We start from the raw sequence: 13,314 nt of genomic DNA on the forward strand, positions 1-13,314 counted from the left end.
CGGCGGCGGAGGGAACCGGCCATGCCCGTACGTGTCGAGCGCAGCGGACCCGTCACCACGGTGGTGCTCTCGCGCCCCGCGGCGCGCAACGCCGTCGACGGTCCGACGGCACGGGAACTGGCCGACGCCTTCCGCGAGTTCGACGCCGACCCCGGCGCCTTCGTCGCCGTGCTGTGGGGCGAGGGCGGCACCTTCTGCGCGGGTGCCGACCTCAAGGCCATCGGCACCCCGCGCGGCAACGAGGTGACCGACGTGGCGGACGGGGGTAGCGGCGGGGACGGGCCCATGGGGCCCACCCGCCTGCGGCTGGGCAAGCCGGTCATCGCGGCCATCTCGGGTCACGCGGTGGCCGGCGGCCTGGAACTGGCTCTCTGGTGCGACCTGCGGGTCGCCGAGGAGGACGCGGTGCTCGGGGTGTTCTGCCGGCGCTGGGGCGTGCCCCTGATCGACGGCGGGACGGTACGGCTGCCGCGCCTGATCGGCACCTCGCGGGCGATGGACCTGATCCTGACGGGGCGTCCGGTCGGCGCGGCCGAGGCGTACGCCATGGGCCTGGTCAACCGGGTCGTCCCGGCCGGCGGGGCGCGTGCCGCGGCGGAAGGGCTCGCCGCGGAGATCGCTGCCTTTCCGCAGACCTGCCTGCGGCACGACCGGCTCGCGGTGCTGGAGGCCGAGGGCCTGGCGGAGACGGCCGCGCTCGAGGCGGAGTTGCGGCACGGCCGGGTGTCGCTGGCGGAGGCGGGGGAGGGCGCGGCGCGCTTCTCGGCGGGGGCCGGGAGGCACGGCGCGTTCGACGGGAGCTGACCGGCGCGGGACGACCGACGGGGGCCGTTCCGCGCCGGTCGCCCGGCTGACCTGCGCCCGTGGCGTGACCGCCGTGTGGACTTCGGCCGGTTCCCGTGTGTGGACCACGGACGCGCTCTGGACATCCGTATGTCATGGGCACTTAAATCTGGCACCGCCTCACCTCCGCACCCGGGCCCGCCCCACCGTGGCCGGACGCAGATGCGGGGACCGCGCACGCCCCCCACCAGAGGAGCACGATGCAGCCCAGCACCAGACGTGCCGCGACCGCCATATCCGCGGCGCTGGCCGCGACCGCCGTCACCGCCGCTCTGTTGACGCCGTCCGCGGCGTCCGCGTCCGGCCGTGACCTCCCCTCCCGCGCCACCGGCGTCGCCCGCGCCGACGCCGCCGTCACCACCAACGCGACCCGGCTCGCCGTCACCGCCGCGCAGGGCCGGACCGTCCGCGACGTCGTCACCGACGCGGACGGCGCCCAGCACATCCGCTACGACCGGACCTACCGCGGACTGCCCGTCCTCGGCGGCGACCTCGTCGTCCACCTCGCCCCGGGCGGCGCCTACGAGGGCGCCGAGCGGGCCACCCGCTCCGACCTGGCCGTGCCGAGCACCAGCCCGTCCGTGAAGGCCGCCACCGCCGCCGACAAGGGGCTGGCGGCGCTGCGTTCCGCCCACCGGGGCACCGCCTTCCGGCAGGCCAAGGCCAAGCCGCAGCTCGTCGTCGACGCACTGCACGGCACGCCCCGCCTGGCCTGGCGCACCACCGCCGTCGGCCTCGACAGCCTGGGCAACCCGGCCGCCCGCGTCGTCCTCACCGACGCCCGCAACGGTGCCCGCATCGACGCCTGGGACGCCCTGGAGACCGCCGCCGGGGACGGCAAGTCCCTGTACGGCGGCACCGTGTCCCTGGAGACCACCCTCAGCGGCAGCACCTACCAGCTGAAGGACCCCACCCGCGGCAACACCTACACCGGCGACGCGCAGAACAAGACCGACCTGTGCATCTTCGGCATCTGCTTCTCCCGGGCGCCCGCGGTCCTGTTCACCGACGCCGACAACCACTGGGGCACCGGCACCACCGCCGACCGCGCGACGGCCGCCGTCGACGCCCAGTACGGCACCGACGAGACCTGGGACTACTACAAGACCGTCCACGGCCGCAGCGGCATCGCCGGCGACGGCAAGGGCTCGTACAACCGGGTCCACTACGGCAGCAACTACAACAACGCCTTCTGGGACGACAGCTGCTTCTGCATGACCTACGGCGACGGTGACGGCACCACCTTCGGGCCGCTGGTCGCCCTCGACGTCGCCGGGCACGAGATGTCGCACGGCGTCACCTCGCGCACCGCGGCCCTCACCTACTCCGGGGAGTCCGGCGGCCTCAACGAGGCCACCTCGGACATCTTCGGCACCCTGGTCGAGTGGTACGCGGGCAACTCCTCCGACACCGGCGACTATCTCATCGGCGAGCGCATCGTGAAGTCCGGCTTCGGCAAGGCAGCGCTGCGCTTCATGGACAAGCCCTCCAAGGACGGCAGCTCCGCCGACTGCTGGAGCTCGGGCGTCGGCAACCTCGACGTCCACTACTCCTCCGGCGTCGCCAACCACTTCGCCTATCTGCTGGCCGAGGGCAGTGGCGCCAAGACCGTCAACGGCGTCAGCTACGACAGCCCCACCTGCAACGGCTCCACGGTGGGCGGCATCGGCCGCGACAAGCTCGGCAAGATCTGGTACCGAGCCCTCACGGTCTACATGACCTCCGGCACCAACTACGCGGGCGCCCGCACCGCCACCCTCAAGGCCGCCACCGACCTCTACGGCGCGTCGAGCGCCGAGTACGCCGCCGTGGCCGCCGCCTGGTCCGCCGTCAGCGTCAACTGACGCCGGGCGGATCCGCGGCCCCGGGAGACCGACCACCGCCAGGCCGGTCCCCCGGGGTCCTGCCACACTGGCCCCCGTGACCACGACCGACGCCGCGGCGGCGATACACGCGCACGTACGGGCCTTCAACGCCCGCGACCTGGACGCCCTCCTGGCGGGCTTCACCGATGACGCCGTATGGATCACCGGCACCACCACGGTGCGCGGACGCGCCGCGCTCACCGGACTCTTCGACGAGGCGATGCGCGGGCTGCTCCCCACGCTGGAGGTCCACGGTCTCCTCGCCGAAGGCGACCGCACGGCCTGCCAGATGACCGAGACCCTCACCTACCGCGGCGAACGCCGCACCTGCCCCATCGCCGCGTTCTACGAACTCCGGGACGGCCGCATCGCGTCGGCGAAGGTCTACCGCGAGGGGAGCGCGGACATCTCCTGAGGGCGCCCTCGGACCTCCCTCAGGAGGAACCGCCCTCCGTCCACGGCCGGAGCTTCTCCGGGTTGCGGACCGCCCAGATGCGGGAGACACGGCCGCTCGTGACATCGAACGCCGCCACCGTCACGGTCATCCCGGCGTGCCGGGCGACCAGGCCGGGCCGGCCGTTGACCGTCCGCTCCAGGAGCGTCAGCCCCGGGGTCCTGCCGGCCATGTGGACCAGGTACCGGGCGATGCGCTCGCCGCCTTCAACGGGGCGCAGGACGGCACCGGCCAGCCCGCCGCCGTCGGCGACCATCGTGGCGTCGGGGTCGAGGAGGCCGATCAGGGCCCGGATGTCCCCGGACTCCCACGCCTCCTTGAAGTGCCGCACCACACCGGCCTGCCCGGCCGCCGGCACCGCCGGGCCCTGCGCGGCGCGAACCCTTCGGCGGGCCGAGTACGCCAGTTGCCGGCAGGCCGCGGGCGTCCGGCCGACGATCCCGGCCACCTCGGGGAAGGGGAAGCGGAAGACGTCGTGCAGCACGAACGCCACCCGCTCGGCCGGTGTCATCGACTCCAGGACGACGAGGAAGGCCATCGTGACGGACTCGTCCAGGGTGACCCGGTCGGCGGGGTCGCCCGACTCGGCACCGCCGCCGGCCGGGCCGCCGGTCCACTCCGAGCGGTCCGGCAGCGGCTCGGGTATCCAGGAGCCGACGTAGCGCTCGCGCCGGACGCGTGCCGAGCCGAGCAGGTCGAGGCAGACGCGGCCGGCCACTGTCGTCAGCCAGGCGCCGGGAGACTCGATGGCCTCCTGCTGCTGCCGCGACATCGCGTACCAGCGGGCATAGGTCTCCTGCACGGCGTCCTCGGCCTCGGCCAGCGAACCGAGCAGCCGGTAGGCGAGGTTGATCAGATGACGGCGCTCGCCGACGACCGCGCTCAGGTCCGGCTCGGACCCCCGCCCTGGCTTCGATGGGGTGCTCATGGCAGCGACCGCTCCCTGGATCGTCCCGTGCGCTTGCGCTCTCGCCCCTTCGACGGAACACGGCCCCCGTTTGTCAGGCCGGCGCTCGGCCTGACAGTTCACGGGCCCGGGTCGTCGGAATGGAGGGACAGCACCGATCCACCGCCGCGAGACAGAAGAGGGACCGCGTCATGGCCACAGATACAACGGCAGAACACCGCAGCCTCACGTTCCTTCGGATCGCGGTCGCCCTGCAGACCTCGGCGATCTTCTTCCAGGCGGTCACCGCCGGAGTGCTGCTGTCCTCGTCGCACGGCGAGGTGCTGCACAGTGCCGGAGCGCGCGTGATGTACGCGGCGTCGATGCTGTACGTGCTGACCGCGATCCTCGCGTGGCGACCGGGCGGCGGATCGCCCCGCCCCATCCTGTACGCCTCCGGCTTCCTCGCCCTCGCCTCGGTGCAGGTAGCACTGGGCATCGCCCACATGCCGTCGCTCCATGTCCCCCTGGGCGTCCTGATGTTCGGGCTCAGCGTGCTGGCGCTGCCCGTGGACGGCCGAGGGACGTCGTCTTCGATCAGTCGGTCGGGTCGGGCATGATCTCCCGGACCTCCTGCGCACAGCGGCACGCGGCGGCGAGCTCGGCAGCCCACTCCAGCGCGTTCTCACGTGAGGGCACGTCGATGATCGCGAACCCGCCGAGCACCGCCTTGGTCTCCGGGTACGGGCCGTCGGTGACGGTCCCGCCGGTGGACACGACGCTCGCCCGCTGCCTTTCCAGCCCACCGCCGAAGACCCACACACCGGCGTCCCGGGCCTTGCCCACCACCTTGAGCGAGGCCTCGGCCACCTCGGGCAGATCCTCCTCGGGGAAGGTCATCGCGCCGTCGTCGAACGAGATCAGATACCGGGTCATACGTGGCTCCCTCGGTCGTCGGCCGCCATCGGCCGCCTCTCACCCTACGGCGAGCGCCTCCCGCCGGACCGGCATTCGAACAGATTTCCGGGACGCGCTCAGAACGGCGGCCAGTCCGAACCCGGCGGGGGCGGGAGCAGTGGCCGTTCGTACTTCTCGCCCCGCGCGTCCACCGGCCAGCGGTCGTCGATGACGTCCGCCGCCGCCTTGCACCCTGGGCAGGCGTCGTCCCACTCCGGCACCCACGGATACGGCGAGGGAGCGAGGCCGTCCCGCCGCATGCCGCACAGGGTTGCGCCGAAGTAGCCGTACGCATGGGCGAGGCCGGGCGGGGGACCCGCCCGATCCGCCCGCTCCCAGCGCAGGTTCGCGGGCAGGTACCGCGGCCGTGAGACCTCGCCCGGGTGGGTGCCCAGCATGGTCCACGCGTAGCACCAGCGGCAGAACCACCGTTCCCTCTCCCGCGGGTCCCCGGTAGCCACCGGGCGCATCTCACGCCCGCACACGTCGCACGTCACGGACCGATCCTTCCATCCGCCGGCCGGCGAGCCTCCACGAGTGAGGGCGGTGGCGCGCGGATCGCGCTCCTCGGTCCGCCGAGGCACCGGGTCCGCTCGATTCCGTCGTCGAGCGTCACGTAGAGTGCGGTCGTTGCGCTCGGCGGGACCGCGAAGCCCTCGCAGGACCGAGGTCGGCACCAAGGCGGAGGCCGCAGTGAAGTCCCCCGACATGTCGCGCGGTGGGCGTCTGGCCACCCATAGTGCCGTCTCCACATTCCTGGCCCTGCGCAGTGACCGCGCCCTGCGCGAGCTCGTCGAAACGGCCGTGCCGATCGGGTCCGGCCTCGGCGGGAAGGCGGCCCTGCTGGAGGTCGCCGGAACCCCGGTCTTCGTGAAGCGGGTGCCTCTCACCGATCTGGAGAGGCAACCCGAGCACGTCCGGTCCACCGCGAATCTGTTCGAGCTGCCCGTCTTCTGCCAGTACGGCGTCGGCACCATCGGCGGGCCGGGCTTCGGGGCCTGGCGCGAGCTCGCCGTGCACACCATGACGACGAACTGGGTGCTCGCGGCGGAACACGAGGGCTTCCCCCTGATGTACCACTGGCGGGTGCTGCCGGATTCGGCGCCCCTGCCCGAAGAACTGGCCGACATCGAACGGGCCGTCGCCTACTGGGGTGGCGGATCGCAGGTGCGCCGCCGGATCGAAGCGCTCCAGGAGTCCTCGGCGAGCGTCGCACTGTTCCTGGAGTACATCCCGCAGAACCTGCACCAGTGGCTGGACGCCCAGGTCGAAGCGGGGGGCGAGACCGCCGACCGAGCCTGCGCCATGGTGGAGAGGGAACTGGCGGCCGGCACGTCGTTCATGAACAGCCACGGGCTGCTGCACTTCGACGCGCACTTCGAGAACATCCTGACCGATGGCCGTCGGCTGTACTTCGCGGACTACGGCCTCTCCCTGTCCTCCGGGTTCGAACTGTCCGAGGGGGAGGCTGACTTCTTCGACCGGCATCAGACCTACGACCGCTGTTTCACCACTACGTACCTGGCGAACTGGCTGGTCACCGCCCTGTTCGGATTCCGGAGGCAGGACCGTGAGGGCCGCTACGCGCTGGTGCGCGCCTACGCGGAGGGCAGGCGCCCCGAGGGAATCCCCGAGGCGGTCGCGGCGATTCTCGCCCGGCACGCGCCGGTCGCCGCGGTGATGTCCGAGTTCAACCTCTCGTTCCAGCGCCGGAGCAGGCAGACCCCGTACCCGCTGGAGGAGATCCGCCGACTCGTGGGCATGGGCAGCTCCTCCTTCCGCTGACGGACGCGTGGCACCGTGCCCGGCCGCGCCGCGCCGGACGACCAGGCGTGCAGCGGTCATTCGCCGGTCGCCCCGAGGCGGCGTCAGCGACGCCACTCGTAGGCGTGCGGCGACGTCTCCACGACCTCACGGGGCCAGGCCGCCCGTACACGCCGCAGGCGCTCGGCGTGCTCTTCGGCCCAGCCGTCGGCCAGGCGGACGGGAATGCGGACCGACGTGCCGGATGCCGCGGCGTCCGACACGACGACCGCGACGAATGCGCTTTCCCCGGCGCGTTCGAACCGGATCCCGGGGTTGCGCCCGTCGTCCATCCAGTGGACGTCCTCCCCGGCGGCCAGCGTCGCCACCGCTTCCGACCAGGTGTCCAGGTCGTCCGGAGCGAGGCACAGTTCCAGGCGGCCCTGGGCGAAACCGCTCGTCACGGTGATCTCGGCGTCCAGGAAGTCGTGCCAGGGCAGCACACCGGGCATGTGCCGCCCCAGCACGCGGACGAGGAGACGGCTCTCCCCGTCGGTCAGGGAAACGAGATCCACCGCCGGTTCCTCGCCCGTCCGTCAGAGGTCCAGCAGGTGGATACGGCGGCGCGACGAGGTCGGGCTGCCGAGGGTGATCGCGGGGCGGGTCCTGGTGGGGGTGCCGGGGACGGCGCGCTCCAGGTGGACGCGGCCGCCGAGTTCCACCAGGCCGTCCGGCGCGGGGGCGGTGAGGATCTGGGAGCCGCGGCCCTGGGCGATGTTGAGGGCGCGGTCGAGGCGGTCGGTGAGCAGGAGGGCCGCCGAGCCGGTGGCCTCGACCTCGGCGACGCCGTCACCGCGGCCCGGGAAGCCGCGGGCGCGGACGCGTCCGGCGGGCTCGTCCTCCCAGGCCCAGGCGTAGACCCACTCGCCGGGCGGCGGCACGGGCAGCGCCTCCACCTCCTCGGGCGAGTCGTACTGCCGCAGGGTGCGGGGCGGGGCCCAGGCCGGGCTGGCCTCGAGCCAGGTGAACTCGCCGTCGAGGCGGACGCCCACGACGCCCGCGGGGGTGATCAGCTCGGGGGCGTCCAGCAGCCAGGCGGCGCCCATGCAGGGGGAGCCGGCGAAGGGCAGCCGGCCGTCGGCGGAGCGGATGTCGATGATGCCCCGCTCGGGGTCGTCGACGAACACGGTCTCGGTGTAGCCCGACCGCCGGGCGAACGCGACGCGGTCCTGCTCGTCGGCGACGGTGCTTCCGTCACGCACCACGGCGAGCCGGTCGCCGTGGTCGCCGTCGGGTCCGCAGAAGACCCGCACTATGTCGTAGCCGGTCATGGCTGCAGCCTGCCTCATGCCGGCGCGACGGGGGAGACGGGAACCGAGGCACCGAGCGTGGCGCTCTGGAGCGTGCTGATGCGTTCGATGACGACACCGACCAGCCCGGCAGCGGCGAGCATGCACGTCTCCGCGACGACGAGGAGGGCCAGGGATCCGGGTACCAGATTGCCGGTCACCAGGAGCGCGATCATGTGCCCGAGCCATGCCGCCCACCACAGGTTCACGAGCGTCCTGTCCTTCGGCTCTTGCCAAGCCGAGGGGCTCGCGCGCCCGATGTCGAGGACGAACTGCCGTGGGACGAACAAGTTGACCAGGGGCGTGAACCACGCACCGATCGTCCACCCCGGGGTGGGGACGTTGGCCTGCGGGGACAACGCCTGCGCGTTCCGACGGACCCGGGCGAGCCCCACGAGGAACAGCACGATCGCGAGTTCGATCCCATAGATGAAGATCTGGGACATGAGGGCCGAGGTGTGCCGATTCGCGTCCGTCGGATGCAGGAACCGGTTCCGCAGTTCGATCGCCCGGAACACGTCCAGGATCGCGGCCGCTGCTATCACCGTCTGTGCGCAACGGGCGAGCAACAAGGGGGATTTGGGGGGCTTGCTGGACATCGTGGATGGCCTGTCTCGGGTCGTGCGCGGCTCCGGTGGACACGGGAGCGGAGTGATCATAGGGGTTGCGGGGCGCACGTGTGTACGGGTTGCGGGTCCTCATCCGCGGGGCTGTACGTCCCCCATCACGTGGGCGAGCGTGCCGGCCGGGGCGGCGCGCTCGTCGGGGGGCATGCCGGGGTGGTGGCCGGCGGTCACGGGCAGGCCCGCGGACGCCGAGTCGGCGAGGGACAGGCGGGAGACGATGCGGTAGCGGTCGCCGCGGTAGAGGGAGTGCACGTATTCCACGGGGCGGCCGGCGGCATCGCTGGTGAGGCGGTCGAAGAGCAGCGCGGGGGAGAGCACCGGCACCTGCAGCAGACGCGCCTCCTCCTCGTTGGCGACCGTGGGTTCGATGGACTGGACGGCCTCGTGGACGAGGACGCCGTGCCGCTCGCGCAGGCAGGCGTAGAAGTCCCCGGACTCCATGTCGGCCGCCCGCAGGCCCGGCACCAGCTCGGCCGGTACGTGCAGGTACTCGACGGCCATCGGCTCGCCGTCGACGAGGCGGAGCCGGGCGATGTAGACGATCTCGGCGGCGGGCGACACCCGGAGCTTGCGGCCGACGCGGGCACCCGCCCGCACCGTGGCGAACTCCAGGACGCGGCTGAGCCAGTGGCCGGAGGCCTGCGGCAGGCTGAAGGCGTTCTCCCCCTGGGCGAGTTCCTGGGTGATCTTGGCGGGGGCGACGAACATGCCGCTCCCGTGGCGCCGGACGAGCAGTCCTGTGGTGACCAGTTCGTCGACGGCCGAGCGCACGGTGGGCCTGGAGACGTCCAGTTGCTCGCACAGGGCGCGCTCCGACGGGATCGGGGTGCCCGGTGCCTGTGACTCGACGAGTTCCAGGAGGTGGTCGCGGACCCGTTCCCGCTTCAGCGGCGACCGCGGTGCCTCGCCCGTCATGCGCCCCGCCCCCTCTTCTCGGCCGTGCGGTGAATGCCGTGCCCATGAGGCTATCCAGTTGCTGACCAGTTCTCCAGCGTTTCGGACACTCGTATCAGCTGCCGATGCGCTGACTTCCCTTCCTGTCAGGGGACTTGACCCTTCATCTGGTCTATGCCACCTTCCCTTACCAGTGGAAGACCAGTTGCCAAGTGGTAAGCCCTCCCCCACGTGCTCCACCCGACTGGAAGGGGTCCCCATGTCAGGACCGTTCCGCACCACCGCCCGGGTCCGCACCGCCATCGCCGCCTGTACGACGGCGGGTCTCGCCTGCGCCGGACTCGTCGCGCTGCCCGCGTCGGCCGCGGCGACCACGCTCACCGCGCAGTACCGGACGAGCGCGTCCGGGGCCACCGCGGACCAGGCCGAGCCCTGGCTCGAGATCACCAACCGGGGCACCTCCTCCGTACCGCTCAGCGAGGTGACCCTGCGCTACTACTTCAAGGCCGACAGCCCCACCACCGCGTACCGCTTCGCATGCTCCTGGGCGGTCAAGGGGTGCGCCAACATCACCGGCACGTTCGGCAACCTCGCCAACCCCACCGCCACCGCCGACCGCTACCTGGAGATCGGCTTCACCTCCGGCGCGGGCTCCCTCGCCGCCGAGCAGAACACCGGCGACATGCAGCTGCGCTTCTACCGCGCGGACTGGCAGCGCCTGACCCAGTCCGACGACTACTCCTTCAACGGCTCCCGGACGTCGTACGCCGACTGGGACAAGGTCACCGTGCAGCGCGGCGGCTCGGTCGTCTGGGGCACCGCGCCCGCCGGCAACGACCCCACGGACCCGCCGACGGATCCGCCCACGGACCCGCCGGCCGATCCCAACGCGCCCGCGATGTTCGACGACTTCACCTACACCTCCAGCAGCGACCCCGCGCTGCAGAACCACGGCTGGACCGTGAAGTCCGGCCAGGGCGGTCCCGGCGTACCGGGCGCCACGTGGTCCCCGCAGGACGTCACCTTCGTGGCGGGCACCGGGAGCAACAAGGTCATGAACCTCCGCCTCACCACCGACGGCACCGCCGCCGGCACCAAGGAGAGCGAGATCCAGACCACCGCCCGCAAGTTCCGCAACGGCACGTACGCCGCCCGCGTGCGCTTCAACGACACGCCGACCGGCGGCCCCGACGGCGACCACGTCGTGCAGACGTTCTTCGCCTTCACCCCGCTCAACGCCCCGATGGACCCGAACTACAGCGAGCAGGACTTCGAGTACCTGCCCAACGGCGGCTGGGGCGAGCCGAGCAACATCATGTACACGACGTCCTGGGAGACCTACAACCCGGACCCGTGGAACGCGGTCAACACCCACTCGGAGAGCCGCCAGAGCTACGAGGGGTGGCACGACCTGCAGATCACCATCGACAACAGCGCCATCACCTACTACATCGACGGCCAGGTCTTCGGCTCCCACGGCGAGCCCTACCTGCCCGAGACCAGCCAGTGGATCGACTTCAACCACTGGCTGATCGACCTCACCGGCCAGACGGGCAGCACCCCGCGCTCGTACAACCAGCAGGTCGACTACGTCTACTTCGTCAAGGACCAGGTGCTGACCCCGGCCCAGGTCGCCGCCAAGGTGACCGCCTACCGCACCGCGGGCACCGCCTTCACCGACACCGTCCCGGGCAGCTGACCGGGCACCGTGCCGCCGCCCACCGCCACAGGGGCGCGGTGGGCGGCGGCACGGACCGCCCCTACGGAAGCGGCCGGCAGTACAGCGCGTCCGGCGTCCGGGAGGAGCCGAAGCGGCCGGTCCAGGCGATGCCCGCCGCGTACTCGCCGTCCGCGCACTGGCCCTTGTAGCTGCCGTACGCGAAGTCGCCGCCCGCGCCCGACGCGGGACGGTTGTCGCCCCGGTCGAACCACACGGTGCGCCCGGCACCGCCCAGGGCCGTGCCCGCGGTGGCGCACAGCGCGCTGGAGACGGCGGCGCCGCGGACCGCGTAGCCCACGAGGAACGAGCCGCCCGGGCACTGCAGCTTGGTGTAGCCCGAGGCCCAGTCGCCCCCGGAAGGCACGTACCGCTCGTCGGTGACGACCTGGTACGCCCCGGAGGAGGCCCACAGGTCCCCGGCGCCGGTGTCGGTGCACAGACCGCGGTTGCCGGTGCGGGCCAGCCCGATCAGCCGCTGCCCGTCCGGGCAGGCGGCCTTGCGTGCCCCGGAGTCCCAGTCGGGGCGGGCGCGCATGCGCAGGCTCTGCACGAAGTCCCCGTGGTCCGGAGCGAGCATCGACCAGTGGGCGACGGGGGCCACGTACCCGGTGCGGCCGGGGCTGCCGACCAGCCGGGACCAGGCGTCGGCCCGCCAGTCGTCGCCGTCGTACAGGCCCATGCGGTGACCGGCGGAGTCCCAGTGCAGCAGCGCCCAGCCGTTGCCGTGGCGGTTCTCGTGCCGGCCGACCAGCGGCCAGTACGCGAAGTCGGCGTCTGTCTGGATCAGGAAGTCCGTGAAGTTCGCGAACCACGCGCGGGACTTGTCGTTGGTCTCGTCCCGGCCGCCGACGCCGAACTCGCTGATCCACAGCGGCGCGGTGTAGTGCCGTCCGGTGTCCGACGAGACGTAGAAGGCCTGTCTGCGCAGCTCCGCGTACAGCTCGTCGCGGCCGAGGTCGCTGTAGCGCGGGTCGTGGGTCTCGCCGATCCCCGTCGCGCCGCTGTGCCGCGGGCCGGTGTAGCCGTAGAAGTGCGCGGAGTACACCAGCTTCCCGGACCGTACGAGGGTGTGGGAAAGGCGCTGGACGGGCTCCAGGGTGGGGCGGTCGTGGGGGAGGCCGTCGACGGGCAGCCCCGTCCAGTTGATGCCCTCGACGATGACCAGCAGGTCGGGGTTGGCCTCCTGGAGGATGCGGTCGCCCAGGTGCTGCGAGGCGGCGAACCAGTCGTGGTCGTCGCCGAGGCCCCAGTTGGGGTCGTCCCAGACCGAGCGGCGCACCTCGTTGTAGAGGTCGGCGCCGACGACGCGCTTGTTGTCGCGGTAGCGGCGGACCATGGTCAGCCAGTCGTCCTCCCAGGTGCCGGTGGACTGCGAGGCGTTCCAGCGCTCGTTGCCGTCCACGCCGCAGCACCAGCGGGTGGTGTTGGTGTGGTTGTTGAGGACGACGGCGAAGCCCGCGCCGGTGAGGGCGCCGACGACGGCGTCGTACACCTGCAGCGGTGTCCTGCCGCGCAGCTGGGGGTTCGCGGCCACGGCGGCGTCCGTGACGGGCACGGAGTCGTGGATCATCTCGTTGGAGAAGGGCAGCCGGACGCTGTTGACGCCGAGTTCGGCGAAGCCGGAGAGGATCTCGGCGATCGGCGCGCGGTCCAGGCCGAGCGGTGTGCGGCCGGAGTCCTCGCCCGCGTGGTGGTTCGCCGGGTCGGCGGGATCGCCCGAGCCGTTCCAGGTGCCGCTGGCGCCGTGCCAGTTGCCGGACCTGAGCTTGAAGCGGTTGCCGTCGGCGTCGACGATGTACCGCCCGCGGGTGCTGAGCGGCGGGGTCCAGGACGCGGCGAGCGCGGTGGCGGGCGCGGCGGGGGCCGAGGGCCCGGGGTCCCGCGCGAGCGCCGTCGTGGGGGTGAGCAGGCCGAGGAGGGTGACGAGCGCGGCGGCCACGGCCGTGAGGGGCCGGCGCGGTAACGTCGCGGCCATGG

14 protein-coding genes are annotated in these 13,314 nt (G+C 72.4%); 6 read left to right on the forward strand and 8 right to left on the reverse strand.

Annotation, left to right across the window (positions count from 1 at the left end; translation table 11 throughout):
- The first annotated feature begins 21 nt into the window (after window positions 1-21).
- From OIE69_RS37100 to OIE69_RS37110, 3 genes are all read left to right on the forward strand, one after another.
- A complete protein-coding gene (locus OIE69_RS37100) occupies window positions 22-804 on the forward strand; it encodes a crotonase/enoyl-CoA hydratase family protein (protein WP_326579206.1) in 783 nt (260 codons plus the stop codon).
- 239 nt (window positions 805-1,043) lie between these two features.
- Window positions 1,044-2,687, forward strand: a complete 1,644-nt coding sequence (locus OIE69_RS37105) for a M4 family metallopeptidase (RefSeq protein ID WP_326579208.1) — start codon at window positions 1,044-1,046, stop codon at window positions 2,685-2,687.
- Between the two features lie 76 nt (window positions 2,688-2,763).
- Window positions 2,764-3,123: a nuclear transport factor 2 family protein gene (locus tag OIE69_RS37110; protein ID WP_326579209.1), complete on the forward strand. Its 360-nt coding sequence runs from the start codon at window positions 2,764-2,766 to the stop codon at window positions 3,121-3,123.
- A gap of 19 nt (window positions 3,124-3,142) precedes the next feature.
- Here OIE69_RS37110 and sigJ read toward each other — a convergent pair whose 3' ends face one another.
- Window positions 3,143-4,090, reverse strand: a complete 948-nt coding sequence (sigJ, locus tag OIE69_RS37115; RefSeq protein WP_326579211.1) for an RNA polymerase sigma factor SigJ — start codon at window positions 4,088-4,090, stop codon at window positions 3,143-3,145.
- A gap of 170 nt (window positions 4,091-4,260) precedes the next feature.
- Between sigJ and OIE69_RS37120 the strand changes: the two genes are divergently transcribed.
- Window positions 4,261-4,668: a hypothetical protein gene (locus tag OIE69_RS37120; RefSeq protein WP_326579214.1), complete on the forward strand. Its 408-nt coding sequence runs from the start codon at window positions 4,261-4,263 to the stop codon at window positions 4,666-4,668.
- On the opposite strand, the gene OIE69_RS37125 is transcribed toward OIE69_RS37120, so the two are convergent.
- Both OIE69_RS37125 and OIE69_RS37130 read right to left on the reverse strand, forming a co-directional pair.
- Window positions 4,646-4,984 (reverse strand): YciI family protein, encoded by a 339-nt coding sequence (locus OIE69_RS37125; RefSeq protein ID WP_326579216.1) that lies wholly within the window; start codon window positions 4,982-4,984, stop codon window positions 4,646-4,648. The two genes, OIE69_RS37120 and OIE69_RS37125, sit on opposite strands and share 23 nt — an antisense overlap.
- A 98-nt stretch (window positions 4,985-5,082) precedes the next feature.
- Window positions 5,083-5,502 (reverse strand): hypothetical protein, encoded by a 420-nt coding sequence (locus OIE69_RS37130; RefSeq protein ID WP_326579218.1) that lies wholly within the window; start codon window positions 5,500-5,502, stop codon window positions 5,083-5,085.
- A 211-nt stretch (window positions 5,503-5,713) separates the two neighbouring features.
- Between OIE69_RS37130 and OIE69_RS37135 the strand changes: the two genes are divergently transcribed.
- The gene (locus tag OIE69_RS37135) at window positions 5,714-6,790 is read left to right on the forward strand and encodes a protein kinase family protein (RefSeq protein WP_326581521.1); all 1,077 of its coding nucleotides are present in this window, start codon (window positions 5,714-5,716) and stop codon (window positions 6,788-6,790) included.
- An 83-nt stretch (window positions 6,791-6,873) separates the two neighbouring features.
- Here the strand turns inward: OIE69_RS37135 and OIE69_RS37140 are convergent, their stop codons facing one another.
- From OIE69_RS37140 to OIE69_RS37155, 4 genes are all read right to left on the reverse strand, one after another.
- Window positions 6,874-7,323, reverse strand: coding sequence for a DUF5959 family protein (locus OIE69_RS37140; protein ID WP_326579220.1), 450 nt, complete (start codon window positions 7,321-7,323; stop codon window positions 6,874-6,876).
- Between the two features lie 21 nt (window positions 7,324-7,344).
- On the reverse strand, window positions 7,345-8,079 hold the full coding sequence (locus OIE69_RS37145) for a PhzF family phenazine biosynthesis protein (RefSeq protein ID WP_326579222.1): 735 nt from the start codon (window positions 8,077-8,079) through the stop codon (window positions 7,345-7,347).
- A 14-nt stretch (window positions 8,080-8,093) separates the two neighbouring features.
- The gene (locus OIE69_RS37150; RefSeq protein WP_326579224.1) at window positions 8,094-8,696 is read right to left on the reverse strand and encodes a DUF4328 domain-containing protein; all 603 of its coding nucleotides are present in this window, start codon (window positions 8,694-8,696) and stop codon (window positions 8,094-8,096) included.
- Between the two features lie 99 nt (window positions 8,697-8,795).
- Window positions 8,796-9,638, reverse strand: coding sequence for a GntR family transcriptional regulator (locus OIE69_RS37155; protein ID WP_326579226.1), 843 nt, complete (start codon window positions 9,636-9,638; stop codon window positions 8,796-8,798).
- Window positions 9,639-9,876: 238 nt separating this feature from the next.
- Here OIE69_RS37155 and OIE69_RS37160 point away from each other — a divergent pair, with 238 nt between their 5' ends.
- Window positions 9,877-11,316, forward strand: a complete 1,440-nt coding sequence (locus tag OIE69_RS37160) for a cellulose binding domain-containing protein (protein ID WP_326579228.1) — start codon at window positions 9,877-9,879, stop codon at window positions 11,314-11,316.
- Window positions 11,317-11,377: 61 nt separating this feature from the next.
- Here the strand turns inward: OIE69_RS37160 and OIE69_RS37165 are convergent, their stop codons facing one another.
- Window positions 11,378-13,312, reverse strand: coding sequence for a glycoside hydrolase family 5 protein (locus OIE69_RS37165; protein ID WP_326579230.1), 1,935 nt, complete (start codon window positions 13,310-13,312; stop codon window positions 11,378-11,380).
- Window positions 13,313-13,314 lie beyond the last annotated feature (2 nt).

Origin of the sequence: Actinacidiphila glaucinigra, assembly GCF_035918135.1 — a bacterium.
Classification (GTDB): Bacteria; Actinomycetota; Actinomycetes; order Streptomycetales; family Streptomycetaceae; genus Actinacidiphila; species Actinacidiphila glaucinigra.

What these genes read in the sequence shown, in the direction of transcription:
- OIE69_RS37120 (WP_326579214.1), top strand. Translation starts at nt 4,261, where the DNA reads ATGGCCACAGATACAACGGCAGAACACCGCAGCCTCACGTTCCTTCGG.
- OIE69_RS37100 (WP_326579206.1), top strand. Translation starts at nt 22, where the DNA reads ATGCCCGTACGTGTCGAGCGCAGCGGACCCGTCACCACGGTGGTGCTC.
- OIE69_RS37145 (WP_326579222.1), bottom strand. Translation starts at nt 8,079, where the DNA reads ATGACCGGCTACGACATAGTGCGGGTCTTCTGCGGACCCGACGGCGAC.
- OIE69_RS37125 (WP_326579216.1), bottom strand. Translation starts at nt 4,984, where the DNA reads ATGACCCGGTATCTGATCTCGTTCGACGACGGCGCGATGACCTTCCCC.
- OIE69_RS37165 (WP_326579230.1), bottom strand. Translation starts at nt 13,312, where the DNA reads ATGGCCGCGACGTTACCGCGCCGGCCCCTCACGGCCGTGGCCGCCGCG.
- OIE69_RS37160 (WP_326579228.1), top strand. Translation starts at nt 9,877, where the DNA reads ATGTCAGGACCGTTCCGCACCACCGCCCGGGTCCGCACCGCCATCGCC.
- OIE69_RS37135 (WP_326581521.1), top strand. Translation starts at nt 5,714, where the DNA reads ATGTCGCGCGGTGGGCGTCTGGCCACCCATAGTGCCGTCTCCACATTC.
- OIE69_RS37105 (WP_326579208.1), top strand. Translation starts at nt 1,044, where the DNA reads ATGCAGCCCAGCACCAGACGTGCCGCGACCGCCATATCCGCGGCGCTG.
- OIE69_RS37155 (WP_326579226.1), bottom strand. Translation starts at nt 9,638, where the DNA reads ATGACGGGCGAGGCACCGCGGTCGCCGCTGAAGCGGGAACGGGTCCGC.
- sigJ (WP_326579211.1), bottom strand. Translation starts at nt 4,090, where the DNA reads ATGAGCACCCCATCGAAGCCAGGGCGGGGGTCCGAGCCGGACCTGAGC.
- OIE69_RS37150 (WP_326579224.1), bottom strand. Translation starts at nt 8,696, where the DNA reads ATGTCCAGCAAGCCCCCCAAATCCCCCTTGTTGCTCGCCCGTTGCGCA.